Raw genomic sequence first — 25,500 nt, forward strand, 5'->3', positions numbered from 1 at the left:
CCAAGAAATCGGGGTTAGGCTATTCTGTTGTTCTAATTAGATTTACTTAAAATGGAATCTACAAAAAATGGTAGTCGGCTAAATTATCACCATCCTTCACTTGACAAGTGGATGAGAGTTTTAATTATAGTTGTATTAGTACTCGGCATATTCTTTCGCTTCGCCAACCTAGGAAAGAAAGTTTACTGGATAGATGAAAGTTACACCTCCCTGCGGCTCTCGGGATATACAGAATCTGAGTTTATTCAGCAAGTAGCTGACGGTCAAGTTAGGAACATTAAATACTTACAAAAGTATCAGCGGATTAATTCAGAAAAAACTGTCGTAGATACCGTAAAAGGATTAGCATTAGAAGAAGCTCAAATCACTCCACTGTATTTTGTCGCGACTAGATTTTGGGTGCAAATGTTTGGCGATTCAGTGGCTGTAACTAGAAGTATGTCGGCAGTTTTTAGTTTGCTCGCATTGCCTTGTATGTATTGGCTGTGCTTAGAATTATGTGAGGCCTCGCTGACAGCTTGGTTGGCAGTTTTATTACTAGCTGTATCGCCTTTTCAAATAGTTTACGCTCAAGAAGCTCGACCTTACAGCTTGTTTGTATTAATGATTTTGCTGTCTGGCGCTGCTTTGCTACGGGGAATGCGGCTAAAAACTAACAGCAGTTGGGCAATTTATGCGGCAACAGTAGCGCTGGGATTTTATTCTCACCTATTATTTGCACTGGGGGTGCTAGGGCATGGAATCTATGTAGCCATTTCGGAAAATCTGCGCTTCAATAAAACTGTAATTGGCTATCTCCTAGCAGCGAGCGCAGGATTTATTGCCTTCTCTCCTTGGACGGTAGTTTTATTGATAAATTCGCAAAATGCCAGTCAAAGAACAGCATGGCAGTCTTTTAAGATTCCCCTTTCACACTTAGTTAAACAGTCGGTACTCAATATTATTAGGCAATTTTTTGATGTGGGATTGTACTCTGATTTACCGCGAGTATATTTCCTATTAAGTATCCCAGTTATGTTAATCATTTTAATAATTGTCGGCTCTTCTTTTTATTTGCTGCTGAGTCAGACAGATAGACGTGTTTGGTTGTTTGTTATGACATTAACGTGCGTGACATTAGCCATTTTCCTGCCAGCGGATTTAATCTTTGGCGGAAGGCGATCGATCTACAGCCGCTACCTGATTCCCTGTTATTTAGGAATGCAGATAGCTGTTGCCTATTTTTTGGCGGTAAAAATGACATCTCCTCAAGTTACAATGCAGTGGCAAAAGCTGTGGAGGCTCGCTCTGGCTGCTTTGCTCTCTATTGGAATTATATCCGGCTGCATCTATTTGCCAGCAGACTCTTGGGAAAATAAAGGCCCCTCTTATATCAACACCCCGATCGCCCGCACAATCAACTCAGCTTCTCGGCCATTACTCATCACAGACTTGTGGGAGTATAAGGTAAATATGATCGGCAATTTACTGGGTTTGAGTAACTTAATCAATTCCCAAGCTAATTTTTTAGTATTGCCGCCTAAAAGTGTTGAAATTCCCCTAAAATTTAATGAGATTTTTTTATACGATATTTCCCCACAATTAAAAAATGAAATAGAAAAAAATACTCGTTATCAAATCCAAAATATTTACGATGCCCAAAATCAAGATATAATTTTGAGAAAAGTGCGAAAAAAATGAAGTTGGGTTTAAAAAATGCGTTTTTATGTTCCCCGAAACTGGGTGGGTTTTCTGATAATCGCTGTATTAGTCATCGGTATTTTATTTCGCTTCGCCAATCTCGATCGCAAATTTTACTGGATCGACGAAACATATACTTCTTTGAGAGTTTCGGGCTACACCGAAGTCGAAATAATCAAAGAAATTTCGTACCAGAAAATAACCTCGCCTGCGGATTTACAAAAATATCAGCAGATAAATTCCGAAAATACTTTAAGGGATACCCTGAATTCTTTAGCAACAGAAGACCCCCAACACCCCCCTCTGTATTACGTACTAGCGCGATATTGGGCGCAATGGTTCGGCAGTTCCGTTGCAGCAATGAGAAGTTTGGCCGCCGTGATTAGCCTGCTAGTATTTCCCGCAATTTATTGGCTGGCTTGGGAGTTATTTGAATCTTCAGCAGTAGCGTGGATCGCGATCGCAATTTTTGCAATTTCTCCCTACCACATCCTATTTGCCCAAGAAGCAAGACAGTACAGTTTGTGGACATTAACTACTATTTTATCCAGTGCAGCCTTGCTGCGAGCAATGCGCTCTGACCAAAATCAAAATGCTGTCCCCCTCGTTCTTTCCTGGGCGCTTTATGCAGGCACAGCAACACTGGGATTCTACACCCATTTGTTATTTGTCTGCGTCGCTGCCGCCCACGCAATTTACGTCGCAGTTATTGCCAACTGGCGCGATGTGAAAACATTCATTTCCTATTATGTCGCATCTTTAATCGCTTTGATCGGCTTCATGCCTTCCCTGGTAAATACTGTAGAAAACTTCAATCAAGTTAGAAGCACAACAGCATGGGCAGAACAAACAAATTACTTAAGATTAGTCAGCAGGTGGGTTGGTTCCGTAAGCATAGCATTTTTTGATATTGGCATTGATGGAACCGCCAACGCCACACAATTTGCCTTGCTAATTCCAGTTGGTATCATGCTTCTAGCTTTAGTCGGCTATGCCATTTATTATCTATGCCGACAAACACCAAAGCGAGTGTGGTTGATTGTATTGTTATTAATTGCAACAACTGCTTTTTTTTTAGCAGTACCTGATATAATTAAGGGTGGAAGGCGATCGGCAAATCCGCGATATTTAGTTCCTTGTTATGTGGGAATTCAGCTAGCAGTGGCTTACCTGCTGTCTACGAAAATTAGTAACAATTTGGAGAACTTCAAACAGCAAAAACTGTGGAGAATAGTTATATTTGCAGTCTTTTTCGCAGGTATTATATCCGGTGGAGTTAGTTCTCAAGCAGATATTTGGTGGAATAAAGGCAGCGGTTGGTTGGGTGCTTTGGAAGTAGCTGGGACTGTCAATCAAGCCAGCAATCCCCTAATTATCAGCGATGCCAATATCGCATATATCATGCCTTTAAGTTATTACCTAGAACCAAAAGTCAAACTGCTAATAGAACCCCGCTGTTACACAGCTTGCTACAAAAATCGAGAATTGGCAAAGAAAAAACCCCAACCCCCGCAAATTCCCAGCGGTTTCAGTGAGCTGTTTTTATACAGACCTTCCTCTACTTTGCGATCGGCAATTCAGCAACAAAACTATCAAATAGATCCGGCTGGCACTAATGTTGAGCTTAATCTGTGGAAAATTACCAAAAAATAATCTAAAACATTAAGCAAAAAACACGGGTTTGCTGCCCAAAAATAAATGTCTTATTCACTGCGAAATCTGCCTATAAACGGCATTTGTGGAAGTATGTCGCAAGTAGAGTTCGATAGGTTGGCTTTTCGTGGTAAGCTAGAAGTTAAGAATAAAAAAATAACATCAAAAATCTCAAATGACAGTCACGGAAACTTCCAACATTCGTAAACTGCTGTGTGATCCAGACTTAGGGCTGATTCCTCACCTTGAAAAGTGCCTGAAAGATTTGCACTCATCTGCGATCGCCAGTGGAGAGAAATTCAAGGTAGAACCTTACGATATAGAATTCAAAAACTGCCACACCCAGAAGCATCCCAACGACCAAAAACCCCTCGTCACCCAGTCAGTGTTAATAAAACTTCCCTTGACTGGGAAAGTTCAAGACAAGATGCACCTATATCTCATCGCAAGTGAGTTACAGAACCAAATCGACTTCAAAATTATTGACTGGAGTGCCTTAGAACGCCGCCAATACGACATTCAGGGCATCCCTTTAAAGCAGCCGATCACCAAAATAGACGGCCAGATGAATTACGAGTTAGTATTCGATCGACCAAGCTACTGCTGCATCACTCTGTTCCGCCAATTTGACTTAACTTACGCCGCCAATTTTTAATACCCATTCTGAAAAGTAGTGATACAGATTGATTGTACGGAAGCGTCTGTAAGGACAGGGTAATGTCATGTCCGGCGCGGGGACTCGGACACGGCATTGCCCTGTCCCCACGGTTTGCTTTTAATAATTGGTAGAAGATTGAGGATTGTAGATCGCGATCGCACCAAATCCAATTCAAACCCCTCGATTCGCAGTTTCCGCAAGAATCCTCTTAATATCAGCAGGAGTCAGATTCGGATTAGCTTGCAACATCAAAGCTATCACCCCGGATACTTGTGGCACTGCCATTGAAGTACCCGCAAAATATCGATAAGGAATCCCCGGTTGAGAAAGTGGTACAGTTGAATAAATGTCACCAGAATCCGCCGTGCCAGCGTCGCCGCCTGCAGCAACAAAGTAATTAATTGTCTCCGCACCCGCCCGGTTAGAATAATTCGCAAACAAGCCATTTCGGGTAACACCACCGACAGCAATTCCTACCTCATTGGCAAACCGAGCCGGATAATCTGCTTGTGGGCGAGCATCATTTCCCGCCGCCGAAATCACGATCACGCCTTGAGCTTCAGCCGCTCGAATCGCATCCAATTCTTGAATATTCAACTGTAGGCCACCCAAACTCACATTAATAATCTTTGCTCCATTTGCCACCGCATAATTAATGGCATTAATTTCATCCCGAATTTTACCCACCCCGGCCCTATCGAGTATTTTTAAAGGCATAATCTTCGCAGTTGGAGCAGTTCCAGTAATCCCAACCCCATCTTTTTTCGCAGCAACTAAACCTGAGATATGAGTGCCGTGATTGTTATCATCCATCGGGTCATTATCATTGTTGACAAAATCCCATCCCCGGAAATCGTCAACAAAGCCATTGCCATCATCATCAACTCCGTTGCTAGCTTTATTGCGACCGATCGCATCAACACCGGTTTCCCCCACATTGCTCCAAATATTCCCGATCAAATCCGGGTGATTGTAGTCAACTCCGCTGTCGATAACTGCCACCACAATTCCGTCTCCAGTCAAGCCTTGGGCCCAAACTTCTGGAGATTTAATTAAATCTCTGCCCCAATCCTCGCCGCCCAAGTCGGGAACATCAGGAAAAGTTGCAGTATCTTGAGCTTTAGCAACTGCCGCCGCTGCATTCACCAAACCGAACCCAAAACGAGAGTCAAAACCTTGCAAGTTGCTCGGATTGTTAGGAGAAACAGTTGCAGGAGTTGCAGCCAGATTTAGGGAAAAATTTGTACTGCCTTGGTATTGATAAACTCGGACAAAGTAAGTTCCTGCGGCTAAACCGTTGATGTCGATCGACTCCGGCGATAAATTCGGTTGTTGAGAAGAAGCAATAATATCGGTGAAGTCAATAGAATTGTCGCCGTTAAGATCTTTAATTAGAGCAACGTCAACATCTGCCGTCAAACCGCTGACAGTTAATTTAAAGTCGCTAGTTGCAGGCAAAGTAAAGCGGTAAAGGCCGTCTGGCCGGGCGTTGCTAACCGAGTCTGCGATCGTTTGAGTGCCACCCAAAACGCCTAAATCGCGAGCTTGATCCAGTTGGTTGCCCAATACGGTAGTTGCAGAGATGAATGTATCGGCGAGGTCTTGTGGAGATGCGTTGGCTACCAAGCCTAAAATAGCATTGGATTGGCGAATTTTAATTAATGTATTGGAAATACCGGGGGCGATCGATATTTCTTCGAGAATCAAGTCAGCTTCGGTAAGATTGTCAGTCAGTCCGATCGAATCCACAAAACTGTTAAAGTCAGTAATCACGTCTGCAGCAGCCGGATCGGAGACTGCGGAGTCGCTGCGGAGGACAAAGGTATCTGGGCCCAAACCCCCTGTCAGCGTATCTTTACCCCCATCGCCCACTAAAACGTCGCTGCCAGAGTCACCGTTGATCACGTCATCTCCCTTACCTCCCTGCAAGGTATCGCTGCCGGCATCGCCAAACAGGATGTCGCTGCTGACACCGCCGTTAAGCAAATCGTTGTCTGCGCCCCCTAACAGCGTATCGGAATTGCTGCCGCCGAGAATGCGATCGTTACCATTATCACCGCTAATTATCTCGGCATCCGACGAACCGACAATAAAATCGTTGCCGCCGAGGGCAAAAAATCCGTTAGGATAAGGAGTCAAAAAGCCCGGAGTCAAGGCGAAACTATTGGGGCTATCATCTAAAAGATAGGAAAGACCGTCAGGGCTCGGGCCGGGCATAGAAATGTACTCCTAGTGAGGTATATCGATCTAAATTTTAGATTTTAAATTTAAGTTTGTGGTTAAGAACGCCCTAAATAGTCTGTAAGGCGGGCATTACGCACAGTCTGTAGAGGCCTGCATAGGTTAGGTTAAACAAATTTCTTCCGTCATATCATTCCGTGTAAATCAACCACAATTCCGCCTTAGCACCTCTAAAATGTAAAATCTAAAACAGTATAACTTAATCCCAAATTCAAAATCGGGATCAGAAAATGGGAAAACAACACTTGCATCGAATTCAAAATTTTTTCAACATCGCCAAGTCGCATTTAAAGCCTTATTTGCGCTATTTGATTTTGGGCGGGACGTTTTTATTTATTGCCAAAGCTTTTTTAACTCACTGGCGAGAAGTCGCGAATATCCAAATTCGAGCCGAAAGTTTTCCGTTACTGGCGATCGCCCTCGGCGTCACTTTACTTTCTCTAATTTTTGTCGGCTGGGTGTGGATGTTGATTTTGCGGGAATTCCGCCAACCTGTAACTGCGGCCTGGGCGATTCAAGTTTTTCTCAAAACTAATATTGCCAAGTATTTGCCAGGAAATATTTGGCATTTTTGGGGTAGAATATTGGACGCCAAAAAAGCCGGCATTTTCCCGAAAGCTGCTACTCTCAGCGTGTTGCTGGAACCGCTGCTGATGGCTTCTGCGGGCGTTTTGATTGGGTTGATTTGTTTTGAAAAATTCAATTGGTTTTTGCGGATTGTCGGTTGTGCTGCTATTTTAACGGCGATTCATCCCCGCATTTTAAATCCGATCGTTCTCTTTGTAGAGCGGTTGAAGTTATCAAAGAATAATGGGGAAAATTCCCAGGCTGGGGAGGCTGCAGGCGAGGAACTGATTTTTCGTGCAGAGTCTACCTCAAATATAGCTAAAAAAACATCGAATGTCAAGCCCCGCCGCCACATTAATTTGCCAATTAAACGCTATCCTTTAGTGCCGTTAATCGGACAAATATGTTTTATCGGATTGCGGGGCTGCGGTTTTTTGCTAACGGTAATGGTTTTAACTCCGGTGAACTTCAGCAATATTCCCAACTTGTTCGGTGCTTTTTGTTTTGCGTTTGTTGTCGGTTTAGTCGTACCGGGTGCACCGGGGGGAATGGGAGTATTTGAAGCAACGGCGATCGCCCTGCTTTCCGATCGCTTTTCTACGGGTATAATTCTGGGTGCGGTGGCTTTGTATCGGATAATTAGCATTCTGGCGGATGTTTCGGGTGCTGCTTTGGCAAAGATCGATCGCCAGCGCGATCGGCACAGTTAAAAAAAACAGCTAAAAAAGGTGAATTTAATTGTTTCACCGTAAGTCCCGGCTGAAAACCTCCGATTATGTGCGATCGAACAACAAACCTATTTAATTGCGGATGCGATATCAGATTAAAGCATTTTTTCCAGAAATTGCTTGGCGCGATCGCACTTCGGGTTACTAAAAAACTCCTGCGGCGGCACATCTTCCGCCACCTTTCCGCCATCGAGAAACAATATCCGGTGGGCGACTTCCCGCGCAAAACCCATTTCGTGAGTTACAATTGCCATTGTAATTCCGGTTTTAGTCAAAGCTTTCATTACATCTAACACTTCTTTAACCATTTCTGGATCGAGTGCAGAAGTCGGTTCGTCCATCAACAAAATTTCCGCTTCCATAGCCAAACAGCGGGCGATCGCCACCCGCTGTTTTTGTCCCCCCGAAAGCTTAGAAGGATAAACCTCGGCCTTATCTGACAAACCCACTTTTTCCAGCAATTCTAACCCCTTGAGACGCGCCTCATCCTTAGCCACCTGCTTCACCTTGACAGGCGCATACATCACATTTTGCAGCACAGTCATGTGGGGGAACAAGTGGAAATGCTGAAAAACCATCCCCACTTTCTGGCGGATTTTCAGAATATCTGTCTTCGGCAGAGTAATATCCACCCCGTCAATGTATATGTGTCCCGAAGTCGGAATTTCCAGTAAATTTAAACACCGCAAAAAAGTAGACTTGCCGCACCCCGAAGGGCCGATAATGGCAATCACTTCTCCTTTATGAATCTCAGTAGTTATCTCGCGCAAAACCTTCAGATTGCCAAAAGATTTATACAGGCGATCGACCTTAACTGCTACTTTGGAGTCTGCGTTCGAGTACATTGGCCCCCCAAGTTAAACTAAGTACCATCAAATAATAAATTGCGCCGACAAATATCAAAGGTTCAAAGTAAATATATTTTTCTGCTCCCACAATTGTAGCGCGGCGCAGCAAGTCTTCTACGCCAATTACTGAAACTAAAGCTGAATCCTTCAGCAAAGCAATACTTTCATTCACCAATGCAGGCAAGATGTTTTTCAACGCTTGCGGCAAGATAATATCGCCCATCATCAGTTTGTAGGGAACGCCAAGGGATTCTGCGGCTTCTTTTTGACCTTTATCTACGGCTTGAATTCCGGCGCGGATTGTTTCGGAAATATAAGCCCCAGAATTCAGGAAAAAAGTAATCACGCCAGCTTGCAGCGCCGATATATTATAGCCCGTAAGCTGCGGCGTTGCAAAATAAACTAACGTCAACTGCAAAATTAGCGGTGTTCCTCGAAAAATTGAGGTGTAAGCAGTGCCAAACCAGAACAGCGGTTTAATGCTAGAAATCTTAAACAGAGACAGCACGATTCCCCAGATAAATCCGAGAAATGCCGACAGCAAGGTAAAAGTTAGCGTTACCCAAATCCCGGACAAAATATAAGGCAAACTCGGCAAGATTTTGCCAAAATCTAACCCGAACTTGGACGCTACCGCAGGCTGATTTGCTTGAGTAGCTTCTTGGGGAATTGGTCGAGAAAACCACTTAGTAGCTAGTTCCTTAATTTGACCGCTGGCTTTCATTTGCTGGAGGACTCGGTTGAATTCTGGAACTAATCTCGAACCTTTCGGAAAGGCGATCGCCGAACCGCTTTCTTCAGTATTCGGAATTGTGTTAAATTCCAAGTCCGGGTTCGCTGCGGCATAACCCGTAGCGACAGTATCCTCGATGACTCCTGCGGCGATGCGGTTCGATTTAATTTCTTGAATGATGTCAGGAATCCTATTGAGAGCAGCCAGTTGCACACCGGGCATTTTTTTCACAGCTTCCTGCTGAATGCTTCCGAGTTGAACGCCTACTTTTTTCCCGCCTAAATCTTCAGCTTTGGTCAAATTGCTGCCTTTATTGGCGACAATTGTATTTTGAGCTTCGTAGTAAAGGTCAGAAAAATCAACATTTTTTTTCCTTTCTGCTGTGGGAGTCATTCCAGCCATCACAAAATCGGCTCTTCCCGCCTGCAAAGCGGGAATTAAGCCGTTAAAATCCATGCCAACTACTTTCAGTTCGTAGCCTAATTTTTTAGTAATATATTTGGCAATATCGATGTCAAAACCGATGATTTCGTTGCCGCTAACAGCCGTATCTTTAAATTCATAGGGCGGGTAGTCTGGGGAAGTCGCCAGTGTTAAAGTCTTGTTGGCTTGGGCGTAGCTGGCGATCGCAATTAAACAAAGGGCGATCGCGATCGCCGCCGCCAGCATTGATTTTAATTTTAAACGTTTCATATCGAACATTGTCCTACAAAATCCCCGCGCCCAGAAAATATACCACAAATCGGAATTAAGTCATGATTGTAAAGGAAGATATACTCCTGGACGCACGGGTTTCCAGAAACCGGGTTTGATGGACAAAAGAACTGCATAATTAGCCTTTAATAAGGGTAAATAACCCGGTTATAAAGGTATTAATGCGCCCAGGGCTAAAGATAGATAGCCGTCTGTAAGTCCTGTGTTAATTACAGGACTTACAAAGAAAATTTATAGTCTAAGAGTCAACTGTCAACTGTCAACTCTGTTGAATAGTGTTGAAAAAATGCTTCCAGTTCTGTCCGTCCTTGTTGGGTAATTGAGTTGTAGAAGACTTCTTTTTGTCCATTGGGAGTGTAGAAACGATAGAAGCGTCGATCTCGATCGATTGGTCGCAGGTATACTAAGGGAACGCCAACAGATGCAAGGAGTCGGGCTTTTTTGCGATCGCGCTCCTGCACCTCTGGGCGATCGTGCCAATGAGATTGGCATTCTATCACCAGTTTGGCTTTGCGACTAGCACAATAACCGCGTTCCATCAAGGCGATATCAACTCTGGAACTCACCCAAAATTTCCAAAGTTCAATGGGAAGACGGGTGAAAGTTTCTGGACGAGAACAGATGATTTCTAGGGGAACTTGGGGACAGTAACGGAAGCCATCGCCTAAAATCATCTCTAGAATATCGATAGCGATCGTTTCTAACTCGTTGATGATTTCTCCGCTTTGGAATTGGGGAAATGAAGACAAAGAATTGTCATAGTCAAAGGCGTATAGCATGAGTTTTATTTCAGATTAGGGTTAGTGGGAATTAAAGGGGTTGTAGATGACTGTCCAAGCGTTTGCACCAATAGCGGTGGCAGTCCAAGCGCCCTTCTGGTAAGGTTTGCCTTCTTTCCGAGCGCGGTAGAGAGTTGTGGTGGATACCTCCAACAGTTGCGCGACTCTATGGGTTGTGCAGGATTGCTCAATTACAGTTGGTTGGGATGGGAGTTTTACCCTTCTCTTTTTGTTAAGGAAGTCGAGGGGAGTGGGTGGCTCGTCTGGGAAAAGGCTGAGTTGAAAGGCTGTCATAGAACGATTACCTGACTTTTGAATTACGGAGTTGAACTAATTCGAGAGTAGGCGTTTAGCTAGCGGGTGTCAGTCCCCAGTTATTTCCACTAACCGCCAAATTGGTGGAAGTTTTATTCCACCAATATCCTGAAACTATTTCTATACAAAGGTTTTAGACTTGGGGAGCGAGTTGCCCGTTTAGGGGATTAATGCGTTAGACTCATTTCAATGGCAAGGTGCTAACAGATATAAAGAGCTATGGAATTGGAAAGCTGCTGGAACGGTTGGGATAATTTTCTGAAGTGTAAAGCTGTTGGTGATAAAACGCTATCACCTACTGAAATAGAAGCTTTTTTGATAAGTTTTGCTCGGCAGAATATTGAAAAAAGTCCTCCCACAATTGCTTTGGAAATTTTGAAGCATCAAAATGTAGAAGCTTACAAGAAAACGATGGGTAGAGTTTACAGGAAATTAGGAGTCAAAGGAGGTAAAGGAAACTTTGGCAAATTGCGAAAGCAATTGGAACAGGAATACGCCAAATCAGAGCATGCTTCTCAGCCTTTCACGAGTGGATCTCAAAAGTTAACTTTTGAGCATACTGTGGAATCAATCAATGTAGATTACCAATCTCAGGCATCTTTGCGATATCACAGCAATACTCCTCGCAGTGGTGCTGTTGAGTTTGTCGGTCGCACGGAGCAACTTTCAGAATTGCACCAACTTCTGGAAAAAAACAATCAGGTAGTAATTGCGGCGATTGCTGGTATGGGCGGTGTTGGCAAAACTGAACTCGCGATCCAGTATGCTCAAGGTCATGCAGAAACCTACAAAGGCGGTATTTGTTGGCTGTATCCCAAACGTGGAGACATCGGAGTTCAAATTGTCGAGTTTGCGATCGCGCATTTTCCAAACTTCACCTTACCCAATGGATTGACATTAGCTGGTCAAGTACAATTCTGCTGGCAACGTTGGGCTGAAGGTCAGGTGTTAATTGTTATTGATGATGTTGCAGATTACAGGCAAATTAAGTCTTATATACCATCTGAATCTCGCTTCAAAGTGTTGATTACAACGCGGGAAAGGCTTGGTAAACCGATTGCTCGTCTAGATTTAGATGTGCTGAAGCCGAAAGCAGCTTTAGCTCTGCTGAAGTCTTTAGTTGAGCGAGAAAGGCTAAAACGAGAGCCTTGGGTTTCTAGAAATTTATGCAAGTGGCTTGGTTATTTGCCTCTAGGATTGGAATTAGTAGGGCAATATTTGGCACAAGATGAAGATTTATCTTTAGCAGAAATGTTGCGACGATTAAAGCAGAAACGTCTAAGACATCCAGCCTTGAAAAATCCAGAACCAACCATGACAGCTCAACTAGGAGTTGCCGATGCTTTTGAGTTGAGTTGGGAACGCCTAAATGATGCTGAGCAGAGGTTAGGCTGTCTTCTGAGTTTGTTTGCTCCAGCGCCCATTCCTTGGAAACCCAATGAATTACACCTTGCAGTGAGTGAAGAAGATGCAAAAGCCATAAAAGAAGCATTAGAATCTCAGGGAATTACTCAGGAAATACTGGAAGAATTAGAAAACTCCCTAGAAGCGACAGAAGAAGCTAAAAATAAGCTTGTTCGATTGAATTTACTTCAGCCTTGCGGTGAGGGAATTTATCGGTTTCATCAACTTATCAGAGAGTTCTTTCGGCAAAAGCTAGAGGCACTACCAGAGGCAGAAGAACTGAAAATTTACTTGGTAGGATATATAGCAGCATTGGCGAAACAGATACCAGATTCACCAAACCACCATGAAATTAACATTATTTCTCCTCTTATTCCTCATATAAAAGAAATAGTTCAAGAGATGAGTCAATATCTTAGCGATTCAGACTTTGGATATCCTTTTACTGTATTAATCTCTTTCTATGAAAATCAAGGTCTGTACGTTTTAGCTGCTGATTCGTGTCAGTTTTTTATAGAAAAGCTACAAACTCGTTTTCATGGAAATCTTCTTTTTGTGAGTGTTGTAAAACGAACTTTAGCAAAACTTTATATGTTGCAAGGCTTTTACAAAGAAGCAGAAACACTTTGTAAAACTGTTTTAGCATCTTTCAAAGAAAATTTGGCTGACCAACATTTATGGCTAATAACGATCCAATATGAGCTTGCGTTAATTTACATTTTCCAAAATCGGTTTAACGAAGCAGAAAAATTATTAATAGTTTCCGAAAAAGAGTTATTAAATAATTACGACTTAGATGGTATTGATGGAGAGGAAAAATTTAAAACTACCGAAAAGATTAGCGAAGATAAAGAACAGGTTTTTATACCTATTTTACGTCAACACTTTTGCAAAGATAAAGGGATTGATATACTGATTGCGGTTTTAAATACTTTAGGAAAATTGTATAAAGACCAGGGTCGTTATAATGAAGCTGAATCTCTACTTAAAGACAGCTTAAATATTGCTAGAGATTTATTAGATAATAACCATCGCGCAATAGCTGCGTACAAAAATAATTTGGCATCTCTTTACGACGTTCAGGGAAAATATAGACAAGCTGAAGTTCTATTTATGGAATCTCTAGATATTCTTAAAAATTTGTTTGGAGAGCATCATCCTGATGTAGCTTCTGTTCTCAACAATCTAGGAAATATCTATAGAGCGCAAGAAAATTACAATCAAGCCGAATCTTTTTTTAAGCAAGCTTTAGAAATTAGGAAAAATTGTTTATCCGATAATCATCCTGACTATGCTGTTAGTCTCAACGATTTAGGACTACTTTACACAGATATATGCCGTTATACAGACGCAGAACAATTGCTTTTAAAATCTTTAGAAATAAAGGAGAATTCGGTGGGAAAGAAGCATTTAGATTATGCTGGTACTTTGAATAATTTAGCGATTGTATACTTTTACAAAAATCGACTTAAAAAAGCCGAGTTATTATATGTAGAATCTTTACAAGTAAGAAGAGAAATTTTAGGAAACGATCATCCTGATGTTGCTTCTAGTTTTCATAATTTAGCAGACTTGTACTGCCGACAAGGGAAATTTGACGAAGGAGAGGAGTTATGGAAGAAAGCTTTCAAAATTGCTTTTAAGACTTTCGGGCCGGATCACCCTGATACTATTATGTATCAAATATCACTGGCCCATATGCCTTATTATCGCACAATTCCTGATGAATCTCAACAAAAGCTAATGAATGCTTTTCCCGGAAGGTTTGCGTTAGTAGATATAGAATCAAAGCTGAAAAAAATTTCAAAGGAAAAGCGTAAAGCCCAAGGATTTGGAAAAAACAGACAACCTCATACTTCAATCATTGAGGGTATTAGTAGTAAGGATATTTTTCAAACTCCAGAGTTGTACAATTTAGTTCCAGTAGCTCAAAAAATATTCTCGCAATTTAGTGAGTTAATTAAACAGCAAGCTGTTAGCGGTTATCAGCAATTGGGGAAAGGAATTGTCTTAATTGAAGTACAAAAATCGTATGAGGAACTGACTAGGGCTTATGTAACACAAAATAATTGTATAAACTTGTCCCAAAATGCTCCAAGTGAAATGTGGGATTCAATTCTAATGTTTTTGGAAATGTATAATCCAAAAGATTACTTTATTGTGCTGATTGTAGATCCATTAGAAAATCCTGGCTCGAACACTTGTCATCACTATATAATGCCCCTATAAACTAAAGTTTCAGTTTTTCAACTGAAAATGATTAAGATTGAAGGTTGAGATGTACCTCTGCGTTATCTGGTTCGGTGGTAAGAGAGCGATCGCACTCACTCCCCCAAATCCAACTAGCTCGAAACATTTCTTCATCTTTCTCTGAATTAAGAGAATCGTCCGCTAAAACAGAGTAGGAGAATTTCCGCTACGATCGAGAGTAGATAGGCTAGCACCAGATAAAATAAAGTAAAAATTCCATCCGCACTACCCGTTGAGATGGCTGCGAGCTCTCGGTTCAAAAGTGGAGATTTTGCTACCTTGGCATTTGCGGGGGGAAATGGCTACAGAAATTCAAAATACTTGGAATTTATACAAATAGAAAGACAGAAATCGACGACAGCCGATCGATCTATTGTGGAAAACTTGCCCTTTTCTGTGGAAAACCCTCGTTTTCCTGTGGAAAACTGCTACTAAATTAAGTGCGATCGCTCTAACCCGATTGATAGGATTTAAAAAATTGGAGGAATTGCGGTAAGTAAAAATACTTTCCCGATTCTTCAATTAATCCGTGTATCCGTGTCAAAATCACTGGTTGTGCCTTCATTTTTCAGAATCGTAGCTAATTTGGTCGGAATGGTAAGCCGGCGGCTCAACGTGAATTAAGATGCGTACAGGGCTGAAACGTTCTTCCAAACGGGCTTCTACTTCTTCTGTAATCCGGTGAGCTGTTTCTACATCCACAGCATCCACAATCATGTGCATCTCAATAAATACTTGACGCCCTACAACGCCACGGGAGGCGATCGAGTGACAGTTGACAACCCCCGGTACATCGATCGCGATCGCATGAATAACTTCCGGTGCGATCGCCATTTCATCCACCAACCAAGGCAGATTTTCCCTTAAAACCTTCCAACCGCTGCTAAATACCAAAACAGCCACAGGAAAAGACAAAAACACATCCAGGGATTGTAATTGAGGTATATTCCAAACCTGCCCTTGCCAAACACCAATCAACCCGCCGATGACCATAATTGTCACCCAAACATCGCTCATCGTGTGCTGAGCGTCAGCCACTAAAATCGCGCTACCGAGACGTTGGCCAACTCTGCGCTCATAAAAAGTGACAAAAATATTAATCCCCAGTACAATCAGCAAAATCCACAGTTCATTTGGGGATATTTTGACAACTGTGCCACCTTTGAGCAACCTTTCGACAGCACCGCTGATAATTTCAAAACAGGCAATTCCCAGAAAAGCAGCAATTCCCAGAGCTCCGAGAGCATCAAATTTTTGGTGTCCGTAGGGATGATCGCGATCGGGCTGCGGATTGGCATAATGATTAGTTACCAATCCTAAAATATTATTAGCGCTGTCCGTGACGCTGTGCAAAGCATCTGCCAGCAAACTGAGGGAACCAGTCAGCCATCCCACGACTGCTTTAATTGCCATCACCAGCAAATTTAGCAATAAGGTAATTATTAAAACCTTGCGGACTTCGGAACGGTTATCGGCAACCATAAAATCTCCTCTATCTGCCGTTAAGTTTTCTGGTTTCTAGTTTAAAGCTTATCAAGTCATAAAAGGTTAAAACTCTTGCGGAATCTAGCTTGCGACTAGATTGATATTCATTAATTTAGCCGAGCTTCTTGAGACAAATTTTAATTAATACCAGTTTCGCAGTGCAATTGAGCTGGAATGTACTTCTTTTGGGTTACTATATTTTTTATCATTAACAATAGTATGTTAAATTTCATTGCCCATGTCTCTTTCTCCGCTGACACTTAATTTAGTCGAAGGTTCTGTCTCCTTTAGCTTTTCCCCGCAAGCCGCGCGGGATTTGCAAAGCGAAATTGCAGCTTTGATGGAAAGCTTGAAAGCTGTAGCAGCCAAAACCTCTGGCGCTAAAGCTTCTCCCCAAAAACCGATGGAATATCGGTATGCAGGAGATGTCTTTTTGGAGGTTTTCTGCAACCCGAATATCTGGCCAACTCCTTTTGCTGCAAAAGTGCTGATTACGGTTCGGGACGATCGTGTGCGCGTCACCACCGAAGCCGAACTCAGCCGCCTGCGCGACGATCTCGCTCAGTATATCGAACAAGTCGGTTGAGATTCTCAACCTCGATCGTTTGTAGTTAATAGGTTGAATCTGAGTTCAGATACCATTCTCAAGAACAGGCTTTCCAGCCTGTTCCACAAACATTGAATTTTCTTTTGGGGAGTAGGGGTTGGGTTTCTAGGCCGCCCGTGAAAGGATTACTGACAAAGGATACCTATCAGCAGGCGAAGCCGACCATTCCCACATTGAACCTGCATAATTCTTAGCATTAAATCCCATATTTGTCAAGACACAAGTCAACCAGGCAGAGCGAATTCCCCCAGTACAATAACTCACAATTTGAGTGGACTGCGAAACTCCTTTTTGCTGCCAAATAGCGACAATTTCCTCACGGGTTAGCAGTTGTCCGCGCCGATCCATTAACTGTTTATAGTAAAGGTGAACCGCACCGGGAATGTGGCCGCCCCGCTTTTCTCCGTAAGGCGTTTTACCTGCATATTCTCGCCGCTCTCTGGCGTCAATAATGACTAAATTCTCATATCCTAAAATAGCTGTCAATTCATCCCGCCGAATTTCCCAATTCGAGCGACGAGATATTACAAAATCTCCTGTTTTCGGGGGATTTTTTGCAGCTTTTACTCGATTAATTCCAGCTTTGATTAAAGCCCTATATCCTCCATCGACAAAAACTGCTTTTTCGTGTCCCAAAGTCCGCAACATCCAAACAATTCGCCCCTCTTCGCCCCACCCTTTCACCGAATCGGCAACGACTATGACAGGTTTGTCTTGACAAATGCCAATTGCTTGCAGTTTTTGAGTTAAAACTGTGTTATTTTCGATAATTTTTCCCTTGTGGGGAAAGTCCGATAGCGAAAATTCCTGCCAAGTTACGGGAATAGCTGGTGGGAGACGGCAAAACCACTTTAAAATGGGTGCGCGAGCATCTAGTAAAGTAGCTTCTTGTTCCAGCAATTGCTTAGCTAAATCTGCATTTACTATCCAGTTATTTGCTAAATTACCCAGTAAATTAGACATAATTTATTGAGTAACTTTGGCTGTATTAGCACCGCAGGCTAAAACCCCTTTGGTATTAGTTGGATTAGCTGGTTTAGTCTTGCCAGGAGCAGCATTTAGACACAAGATTGTTTGTGTCTTGTTTCCCACCAAAAAGACTCCCCCCACAAAACTTTTGAGATTAGCTTGTTTCGATACTCCGTAGTTAAATACAGCACCTTTTTTCATCATGCCGATCGAGTAGCTGTAATTGGCTGAGTTAGGTTTAACTTGGAGACCGAGATAAACCAATAGATTGGAAACAGAACTTGTAAAGCCTGCTTTTTCAGCATAGTAAACTTGCTGAGCTTTATTCATCGAACCCACAAAATTTTTCGCTTGTGATTCCTTAGCTTCAAGCGTTTGTGAAACTTGAGCTTCCGAGATAGGACTGAAAACAACTGGCAGAGTTAGAGCTGCGATCGCAACTTTGATCTGCCAGTTGCTGCTATAAATCCTGCTTAATTTCACAGACACCCGGTGGAATGAGCAGTTTAGTAACATACAATTAAACCAATTGTTTTGCTTGAAATTGTTTCAAGGCCCCAGGAGCAACCGTGCCGTGTTCTGTGATTATTCCTGAGATCAACTCCGCCGGAGTTACGTCAAAAGCGGGATTGTAAAATTCAACTCCCACAGGACAAATCCGCGTAGTTCCCACTTGATACATTTCAACTGGATCGCGTTCTTCAATGGGGATTTGGCTGCCGTCGGAAAGTTCAAAATCAATTGTTGACAGAGGCGCAGCGACAAAGAAGGGAACGTTGTGAGCTTTGGCAACAATTGCTAAACTGTAAGTGCCAATTTTATTGGCGGCGTCGCCGTTAGCAGCGATTCTGTCTGCACCGACAACTACTGCGTGAATCATGCCGAGTTTCATGCAGTGAGCGGCCATATTGTCAGCTATTAATGTGACAGGAATTCCTTCTTGCACGCATTCCCAAGTGGTTAGTTTTGCACCTTGGAGACGGGGCCGAGTTTCGTCTGCAAAAACTCTTCCAAGTCTTCCTTCTCGCCAAGCAGAACGAAATACACCTAAAGCAGTACCGTAGCCTGCTGTTGCTAATGCACCTGCATTGCAGTGAGTTAGTAAGTTCAATTTTTCTGGTGTAGCTGGCAGAACTTCTAAACCTTTGTCGCCGATATCTTTACAAGTTTGCAAGTCTTCTGCTTGAATGGTTTTGGCCATTTCTAACAAAGTTTTTTGCACTTGTTCGACAGAACCGCTAGTTCTCTCGGCTGTTTTGAGCATTCGCGATATTGCCCAAAACAAATTAACTGCAGTGGGACGAGTGGAACGCAATAACTCGCCAACTTGTTCTAGTTTAGTTAAAAACTCAGTACGATCGCTGGTTTCGATTTCTCGCGCCCCCAAATACATCCCGTAAGCTGCTGCTACCCCGATCGCTGGAGCACCTCGGACTATCATAGTTTTAATCGCCTCAGCCATATCTTCGTAGCGGCTAATTTCGACTACACCGTATTCTTTCGGGAGTCGGTTTTGGTCAATTAGCAGAACTCGGTCTTCCATCCAAGTGACGGGGGAAACAGGGGAGTTTTGAGCGGTCATCTATTTCAATTATGTGAGGGACAAGTTTCTATGATGCCATGAAGGCGACTACTCCTCTATGTTATGAGGGACACGCTGAATTTGCCAAAATCCCAGCCCTGCGGTTTTAGCTTCGAGACTGGAGATTAGAAATTGAAGAATGGCTGGATACCTACCACTCTCTGGGTTTGAAATTTGCATAGAGTTGGATTTTTTTTCACAAAAGTGTACTTAGTAAAAAACCGTACATTAACTTGTGTAAATTATACTTACGTTTTTGGAAAAATTTCCGTAATCGGGAACAAGCTAGCTGTACCAGGGGTCTGTTTTTTTTAAGTTGAGAATGAAAAAGTGCGATCGAGCAACTTTCCAGATCCAACAGATTTACAAGAATCACCAAAATAGATAATCGTAAAGCTTTGTCTGTACAAATTGTACTGAGTTAAAGGCAGGTTTTGTGGTAGCCGTATTTGTGGTTGATTGAAGTAGCGACTATCATCGCACGGAAACAACATTTTGAAAACCTACTTAGGTGCATGGGGAAACAGTAATTATGAAAAACCAACAAATAGTATTCGTAGATTCAGCAGTTGAAGATTGGCAAAGTCTGGCCACAGGAGTTAAAACGGGTACAGAGGTAATTTTAGTCGATCGCACGCGGGACGGCATCGAACAAATTGCCGAAGCACTGCAGAGCCGCAAAGGTATAGAAAGCGTTCACATTATTTCTCACGGGGAATCGGGAAGTTTGCAGCTAGGGCCAACTATCCTGAATTCCGACAATTTAGAAAAATATCGCGACTGTTTGAAACTGTGGTTTACCTCATCTGTCAACTCAATTAAAAATCGATTTGAAATTCTGCTATACGGATGTAACGTAGCAGCAGGTGAAAAAGGAGAGGCTTTTGTACAAAAGCTGAGCAAGTTAACAAAAGCTAATATTGCTGCTTCTGCAGATATTACCGGGAGTGCCCAAAAAGGCGGAAACTGGGTACTTGAATACGCTACGGGAGCGATTAAAACAGGATTGGCGATCGAGCCGGAGGTAATGGCAAATTACGCACATACCTTGGCTATATTCACTGTTTTTAATACCAACGATGCTGGGCCGGGTTCGCTGCGACAAGCGATTACGGATGCGAATGCAGCGGCCACACCACCGCACAATATTAACTTTGCCATTCCCGGTGCAGGCGTTCAGACGATCGCGCCCCTGACTGCCTTGCCAAATATTAATGTTCCCACAATCATCGACGGCACTAGCCAACCGGGGTTCGCCGGCACCCCCCTGATCCAACTCGATGGAGCAAATGCGGTTGACAGGGGTTTGAGCCTCGCTGGTAGCGGTGGCAGCACTTTGCGGGGATTAATAATTAATCGCTTCACCAACAGCGGCATATCCCTCCAAAGCAACGGCAACACCTTAGTGGGGAACTACATCGGCATCAACGCCACTGACACCGCTGCACCCAACTTATTTGGCGTCCTTGTTCAGAGTGGCAGCGGTAACATAATTGGCGGGCCTAACCCGGGTGATCGCAACGTCATTTCTGGGAATACAGCCAACGGTATCGCCATCGTTGGCGGTACAGGAGGCAACCAAGTGCTGGGCAACTACATCGGCACCAACGCTGCGGGCACTACGGCCTTGCCCAACGCTGTTTTCGGCATCGCCGTTCAGAGTGGCAGTGGCAACATAATTGGCGGGACTAACCCGGGCGATCGCAACATCATTTCTGGGAATACAGCCGACGGTATCACCATCGTTGGCGGTACAGGAGGCAACCAAGTGCTGGGCAACTACATTGGCACCAACGCTGCCGGCACCCTGGCCTTGCCCAACACCAGCGGCGTTAGCATCAACGGCTTACCCAGCAACACGATTAGCGGGAATGTCATTTCCGGTAACAGCATTCACGGTGCTGCCATTCTGGGTGCCGGTGCCATCGGCAATACCCTGACAGGCAACTTCATCGGCACTAACGCTATCGGCAGCGCCGCTTTGCCCAACGCTGCTTTCGGCGTCTCCATCGAGGGAGGTGCAAACAACAACATTGTTGGCGGGACAACCCTAGCAGCCCGCAACATTATTTCCGGCAACAATAACGGTGTGGGACTGTCGGGTTCCACCACTACGGGCAATACTCTGACAGGCAACTTTATAGGCACCAACGTCTCAGGTAACGCCGCTTTGCCCAACACTGGTGTCGGCGTCGTCATCCAGGGAGGTGCAAACAACAACATTGTTGGCGGGACAACCCCAGCCGCCCGCAACATTATTTCCGGCAACAGCAACGGTAACGGCCTATCACTTTCTGGCCCCAGCACCACGGGCAACTCCTTGTTCGGTAACTTCATCGGCGTCGGCTTCGACGGTACCTCCCCCGTGCCCAATATTACTGGGGTGTTGATTGACGGAGCAATCAATAATGCGATCGGCGGTACAGCAGCAGGTCAAGGAAATACCATCGCCAACAACCTCGGTTCGGCAGTAAATATCATCGCCGGTACCGGCAACAGCATCCAAAACAACTCCATCTTCGCCAACCTTGGCTTAGGCATCGACCTCGGTAACAACGGCATCACCGCCAACGATGCGGGCGACGCCGACACCGGTGCAAACAACCTCCAAAACACTCCCGTACTCACTAGCGCTACCGCCAGTGCTGGCAGCGTCACGGTCGCGGGTACTTTCAACAGCACTCCCAGTAACACATTCACCCTCCAATTTTTCGCCAACACTCCCCCCGGCACCCAAGGCCAAACCTTAATTGCTTCTATCCCGGTAACTACTGACGCAGCAGGCAACGCTGCTTTCAATCAAACTTTCGCAGCAGCAGTCACCGCAGGCCAATTAATCACCGCGACAGCAACAGACACCACTGGCAACACTTCGGAATTTTCCGCACAGCCTATTCCCGTTGTCGTACCGCTGAGTACCATCACGGGCATCAAATTCAACGACATTGACGGCAACGGTACTCAAGCCGCCGGAGAACTAGGCGTCGCCGGAGTGACTGTTTTTCTTGACACTAACGGTGACAACATCCTCAGTGCCGGCGAAACTTCCGCAACTACCGCCGCTGATGGCAGTTTCACTTTCGGCAACTTGCCTGCGGGCACTTACAACGTTCGGGAAGTTGTGCCACTTGGCAGTCAGCAAACTACTCCCAACCCACCCCCAGTAATTCTGGCAGCAGGTCAAACTACTCCTGCTACGGTGAATTTCGGCAATCAAACCATACCCGTGCCGCTGAGTACCATCACGGGCATCAAATTCAACGACATTGACGGCAACGGTACTCAAGCCGCCGGAGAACTAGGCGTCGCCGGAGTGACTGTTTTTCTCGACACTAACGGTGACAACATCCTCAGTGCCGGCGAAACTTCCGCAACTACCGCCGCTGATGGCAGTTTCACTTTCGGCAACTTGCCTGCGGGCACTTACAACGTTCGGGAAGTTGTGCCACTTGGCAGTCAGCAAACTACTCCCAACCCACCCCCAGTAATTCTGGCAGCAGGTCAAACTACTCCTGCTACGGTGAATTTCGGCAATCAAACCATACCCGTGCCGCTGAGTACCATCACGGGCATCAAATTCAGCGACATTGACGGCAACGGTACTCAAGCCGCCGGAGAACTAGGCGTCGCCGGAGTGACTGTTTTTCTCGACACTAACGGTGACAACATCCTCAGTGCCGGCGAAACTTCCGCAACTACCGCCGCTGATGGCAGTTTCACTTTCGGCAACTTGCCTGCGGGCACTTACAACGTTCGGGAAGTTGTGCCAGTTGGCAGTCGGCAAACTACTCAAAACCCGCCCCCAGTGATTTTGACAGCAGGTCAAACTACTCCTGCTACCGTTAATTTCGGCAACCAAACAATACCCACTGTACTAGGCAGCATCACCGGGATTACATTTAACGACATTGATGGCAACGGCACTCAAACAGCCGGAGAACTTGGTGTTTCCGGATTTAGGATTTTCCTTGACACCAATAACAACAACAATCTAGATACAAATGAAACTTCCGTTAACACCGGGGCTGAGGGCAGTTTCACTTTCCCCAACTTGCCTGCAGGTACTTACAGCGTCCAGGAACTTGTACCGGCGGACATTGCGCCAACTACTCCAAACCCGGTTTCGGTGACTCTGGCAGCAGGTCAAACTACTCCTGCTACAGTTAATTTTGGCAATCGATCCACGTTTCCTCCCCCTCCAACTCCAACTCCGACTCCGACTCCGCCTCCAACTCCAACTCCGACTCCGCCTCTGCCTCCGACTCCCGTCCCACAAAGCAGCATCAGCGGTCTTAAATTTAACGACGGCAACGGCAACGGTACTCAGGATGCAGAGGAAACTGGTCTTTCGGGATGGCAAATTTTCCTAGATGCTAACGGGAACAACTCTTTAGATTCGGGCGAAACTACTGTTACCACTGACAATTCTGGTAATTACAGTTTCAACAATCTCAATCCCGGCACCTACAATGTGCGGGAAGTCCAGCAGACTGGCTGGACGCAAACTACTGCTAATCCGGCGGCGGTTAATCTGGGGAGTGGCGAAAGTCAATCGAACGTTAATTTTGGCAATTTCCAAAATATTAGTATCTCCGGCAGCAAGTTTAATGACCTCAATAACAATGGGGTTTTGGATGCTCAAGAACCGCTATTGCCGAACTGGCAAATCTTCCTTGACGCTAACAGCAACGACTCTTTAGATGCTGGAGAAGTTAACACTTCAACTGATAGTTTTGGTGGCTACAGTTTCGCTAATTTAGGGCCGGTAACTTATCGAGTTCGGGAAGTTAATCAACCTGGTTGGACGCAAACTACTGCCAATCCTGCTGATATTATTGCTGTCAGTGGCACTAATGTTAGCAATATTAACTTTGGCAATTCCTTGGCCCAAGTCCAACCAACACCAACACCAACACCACCACCGCAAGAAGGACAAGATGTTGACTGCATTTGTTCGCAAATTGTTTTACCCAGCCTTAGCAGTATTCGCGGTTCAAATTCTGTCACTAATAGCCGCAACGGTACTAACGGTAACGACACTATTTTCGCCACTAATAACGGTGACGAAATAAATGGTTTTGACGGCGATGATTTGTTGGCAGGATTGCGGGGCAATGATAATGTTTACGGGGGACTTAACAGTGCTTTCCCGGTTGGCCCAGATATAGACAGGGACTTGCTGTTTGGCAATGAGGGTAATGATTACCTCAATGGGGTTGCTGGAGATGATTTAATCTTTGCTGGCAAAAACGAAGATGTTGTTTACGGCGGCAAAGATGACGACATTATTTTCGGCGACCAAGAAAGCGATACTTTAATTGGCGACCAGGGTAACGATACTATCTACGGGGGAACTATTAACCCCTTCGACCCGGATTTGACTGGCAACGATTTGGTGTTCGGTTTGGCGGGCGATGACTTCCTCAGCGGGGAAAAAAATCAAGATACGATCGCAGGTGGTGATGGTAATGATACAGTGCGTGCCGGCAAGGGCGATGACTTAGTTGTCGGCGAATTGGGCAGCAACCTGCTATTTGGCGATGAAGGAAGTGATACTATCTGTGGCGGCGAGGGGGAAGATACAGTGTACGGGGATATTGGTAGCCCCCTCCCCATTGGTTCTACGGGCGGACAAGACCAAATATGCGGCGGTTTGGGCAACGATTTGCTGTTTGGCAATGAAGGTCAGGATACCGTTAACGGGGAGACTGGGAACGATACTCTTTACGGCGGTAAGGATGAGGATAGTTTGCTCGGCAGTGCTGGGGACGATTTCTTGTTCGGAGATCAAGGGAATGATACTCTGATTGGAGGTACCGGGAACGATCGATTTATCTTGGGTCTTGACCTCGGCAGCGAGACTATTTTAGACTTTCAATACGGCATCGATTCGATCGGCTTAATTGGTGGTTTAAATTCCTCGCAACTGAGCATTGTTGCGGAGAATACTTCTACTCTCATCCGAGTTACTGGTTCCGGGCAACTTTTGGCAACTCTCAGCAATGTGCCTGCAAGCGTGATTACTGCCACAGATTTTGCACTCCTTTAGTGCGATCGAGCTAATTAATTAGGTGAGAATATTGTAGGGACGATGGATTAATAGACGGTTGGCAAATCAAAAAAGGGTGAAACCAAACATTTTACAGCAGATTCCACGTTATTTGTGAAGTACACCCCTGATCCATGAATCCCCGTAGGGAAAAGGCATTGCCTTTTCCCTACTACTTTATGAACCTAGAATACGCTGTATAATCATGGCAAATAAACTCTGATGAGCCAGAAGTAAT

At 44.5% G+C, this 25,500-nt stretch carries 16 protein-coding genes; 7 read left to right on the forward strand and 9 right to left on the reverse strand.

Translation table 11 applies throughout. The annotated features are described in order from the left end of the window. Positions 1-51 precede the first annotated feature (51 nt). The 3 genes from QUA24_RS02110 to QUA24_RS02120 all read left to right on the forward strand — a co-directional run bounded on the left by QUA24_RS02110 (position 52) and on the right by QUA24_RS02120 (position 3,988). On the forward strand, positions 52-1,680 hold the full coding sequence (locus QUA24_RS02110; protein WP_333226824.1) for a glycosyltransferase family 39 protein: 1,629 nt from the start codon (positions 52-54) through the stop codon (positions 1,678-1,680). 42 nt (positions 1,681-1,722) lie between these two features. Further along, the gene (locus QUA24_RS02115) at positions 1,723-3,333 is read left to right on the forward strand and encodes a glycosyltransferase family 39 protein (RefSeq protein WP_333226826.1); all 1,611 of its coding nucleotides are present in this window, start codon (positions 1,723-1,725) and stop codon (positions 3,331-3,333) included. 175 nt (positions 3,334-3,508) lie between these two features. Beyond that, positions 3,509-3,988: a hypothetical protein gene (locus tag QUA24_RS02120; RefSeq protein WP_333226828.1), complete on the forward strand. Its 480-nt coding sequence runs from the start codon at positions 3,509-3,511 to the stop codon at positions 3,986-3,988. A gap of 174 nt (positions 3,989-4,162) precedes the next feature. Here QUA24_RS02120 and QUA24_RS02125 read toward each other — a convergent pair whose 3' ends face one another. Beyond that, entirely contained in the window at positions 4,163-6,208 is a 2,046-nt protein-coding gene (locus tag QUA24_RS02125; RefSeq protein ID WP_333226830.1) for a S8 family serine peptidase, read from the reverse strand. A 254-nt stretch (positions 6,209-6,462) separates the two neighbouring features. Between QUA24_RS02125 and QUA24_RS02130 the strand changes: the two genes are divergently transcribed. After that, a complete protein-coding gene (locus QUA24_RS02130; RefSeq protein ID WP_333226832.1) occupies positions 6,463-7,509 on the forward strand; it encodes a lysylphosphatidylglycerol synthase domain-containing protein in 1,047 nt (348 codons plus the stop codon). A gap of 113 nt (positions 7,510-7,622) precedes the next feature. On the opposite strand, the gene QUA24_RS02135 is transcribed toward QUA24_RS02130, so the two are convergent. The 4 genes from QUA24_RS02135 to QUA24_RS02150 all read right to left on the reverse strand — a co-directional run bounded on the left by QUA24_RS02135 (position 7,623) and on the right by QUA24_RS02150 (position 10,895). Beyond that, a complete protein-coding gene (locus tag QUA24_RS02135) occupies positions 7,623-8,372 on the reverse strand; it encodes an amino acid ABC transporter ATP-binding protein (RefSeq protein ID WP_333226834.1) in 750 nt (249 codons plus the stop codon). Then, a complete protein-coding gene (locus tag QUA24_RS02140; RefSeq protein WP_333226835.1) occupies positions 8,338-9,801 on the reverse strand; it encodes an ABC transporter substrate-binding protein/permease in 1,464 nt (487 codons plus the stop codon). Before QUA24_RS02140 ends, QUA24_RS02135 begins: the two co-directional genes overlap by 35 nt. Positions 9,802-10,067: 266 nt before the next feature. Continuing rightward, entirely contained in the window at positions 10,068-10,601 is a 534-nt protein-coding gene (locus QUA24_RS02145) for a DUF2726 domain-containing protein (RefSeq protein ID WP_333226837.1), read from the reverse strand. A gap of 21 nt (positions 10,602-10,622) precedes the next feature. Next, positions 10,623-10,895 carry a hypothetical protein gene (locus QUA24_RS02150; protein ID WP_333226839.1) on the reverse strand — a complete coding sequence of 91 codons (273 nt, stop codon included), beginning with the start codon at positions 10,893-10,895 and terminating at the stop codon, positions 10,623-10,625. A 240-nt stretch (positions 10,896-11,135) separates the two neighbouring features. On the opposite strand from QUA24_RS02150, the gene QUA24_RS02155 reads away from it, so the two are divergent. Further along, positions 11,136-14,549 (forward strand): tetratricopeptide repeat protein, encoded by a 3,414-nt coding sequence (locus QUA24_RS02155; protein WP_333226841.1) that lies wholly within the window; start codon positions 11,136-11,138, stop codon positions 14,547-14,549. Positions 14,550-15,131: 582 nt separating this feature from the next. On the opposite strand, the gene QUA24_RS02160 is transcribed toward QUA24_RS02155, so the two are convergent. After that, a complete protein-coding gene (locus tag QUA24_RS02160) occupies positions 15,132-16,052 on the reverse strand; it encodes a cation diffusion facilitator family transporter (protein ID WP_333226843.1) in 921 nt (306 codons plus the stop codon). Positions 16,053-16,293: 241 nt separating this feature from the next. Here QUA24_RS02160 and QUA24_RS02165 point away from each other — a divergent pair, with 241 nt between their 5' ends. After that, positions 16,294-16,641 (forward strand): hypothetical protein, encoded by a 348-nt coding sequence (locus QUA24_RS02165; protein ID WP_333163608.1) that lies wholly within the window; start codon positions 16,294-16,296, stop codon positions 16,639-16,641. A 126-nt stretch (positions 16,642-16,767) separates the two neighbouring features. On the opposite strand, the gene QUA24_RS02170 is transcribed toward QUA24_RS02165, so the two are convergent. From QUA24_RS02170 to mtnA, 3 genes are read right to left on the reverse strand one after another with little or no spacing between them, the layout of a single operon-like run. Then, on the reverse strand, positions 16,768-17,625 hold the full coding sequence (locus QUA24_RS02170) for a rhodanese-like domain-containing protein (protein ID WP_333226845.1): 858 nt from the start codon (positions 17,623-17,625) through the stop codon (positions 16,768-16,770). 3 nt (positions 17,626-17,628) lie between these two features. Further along, entirely contained in the window at positions 17,629-18,114 is a 486-nt protein-coding gene (locus QUA24_RS02175) for a type IV pilin-like G/H family protein (RefSeq protein WP_333163602.1), read from the reverse strand. Between the two features lie 37 nt (positions 18,115-18,151). Then, the gene (gene mtnA / locus QUA24_RS02180) at positions 18,152-19,213 is read right to left on the reverse strand and encodes an S-methyl-5-thioribose-1-phosphate isomerase (RefSeq protein WP_333211358.1); all 1,062 of its coding nucleotides are present in this window, start codon (positions 19,211-19,213) and stop codon (positions 18,152-18,154) included. A gap of 532 nt (positions 19,214-19,745) precedes the next feature. Between mtnA and QUA24_RS02185 the strand changes: the two genes are divergently transcribed. Further along, positions 19,746-25,262, forward strand: coding sequence for an SdrD B-like domain-containing protein (locus QUA24_RS02185; RefSeq protein ID WP_333226847.1), 5,517 nt, complete (start codon positions 19,746-19,748; stop codon positions 25,260-25,262). Positions 25,263-25,500 lie beyond the last annotated feature (238 nt).

It is taken from the genome of Microcoleus sp. Pol12B5, from assembly GCF_036701335.1.
GTDB lineage: Bacteria > Cyanobacteriota > Cyanobacteriia > Cyanobacteriales > Microcoleaceae > Microcoleus.

Coding starts and splice junctions, on each gene's coding strand:
- QUA24_RS02110 (WP_333226824.1), top strand. CDS start 52: ATGGAATCTACAAAAAATGGTAGTCGGCTAAATTATCACCATCCTTCA.
- QUA24_RS02120 (WP_333226828.1), top strand. CDS start 3,509: ATGACAGTCACGGAAACTTCCAACATTCGTAAACTGCTGTGTGATCCA.
- QUA24_RS02125 (WP_333226830.1), bottom strand. CDS start 6,208: ATGCCCGGCCCGAGCCCTGACGGTCTTTCCTATCTTTTAGATGATAGC.
- QUA24_RS02130 (WP_333226832.1), top strand. CDS start 6,463: ATGGGAAAACAACACTTGCATCGAATTCAAAATTTTTTCAACATCGCC.
- QUA24_RS02135 (WP_333226834.1), bottom strand. CDS start 8,372: ATGTACTCGAACGCAGACTCCAAAGTAGCAGTTAAGGTCGATCGCCTG.
- QUA24_RS02140 (WP_333226835.1), bottom strand. CDS start 9,801: ATGAAACGTTTAAAATTAAAATCAATGCTGGCGGCGGCGATCGCGATC.
- QUA24_RS02145 (WP_333226837.1), bottom strand. CDS start 10,601: ATGCTATACGCCTTTGACTATGACAATTCTTTGTCTTCATTTCCCCAA.
- QUA24_RS02150 (WP_333226839.1), bottom strand. CDS start 10,895: ATGACAGCCTTTCAACTCAGCCTTTTCCCAGACGAGCCACCCACTCCC.
- QUA24_RS02155 (WP_333226841.1), top strand. CDS start 11,136: ATGGAATTGGAAAGCTGCTGGAACGGTTGGGATAATTTTCTGAAGTGT.
- QUA24_RS02160 (WP_333226843.1), bottom strand. CDS start 16,052: ATGGTTGCCGATAACCGTTCCGAAGTCCGCAAGGTTTTAATAATTACC.
- QUA24_RS02165 (WP_333163608.1), top strand. CDS start 16,294: ATGTCTCTTTCTCCGCTGACACTTAATTTAGTCGAAGGTTCTGTCTCC.
- QUA24_RS02170 (WP_333226845.1), bottom strand. CDS start 17,625: ATGTCTAATTTACTGGGTAATTTAGCAAATAACTGGATAGTAAATGCA.
- mtnA (WP_333211358.1), bottom strand. CDS start 19,213: ATGACCGCTCAAAACTCCCCTGTTTCCCCCGTCACTTGGATGGAAGAC.
- QUA24_RS02185 (WP_333226847.1), top strand. CDS start 19,746: ATGAAAAACCAACAAATAGTATTCGTAGATTCAGCAGTTGAAGATTGG.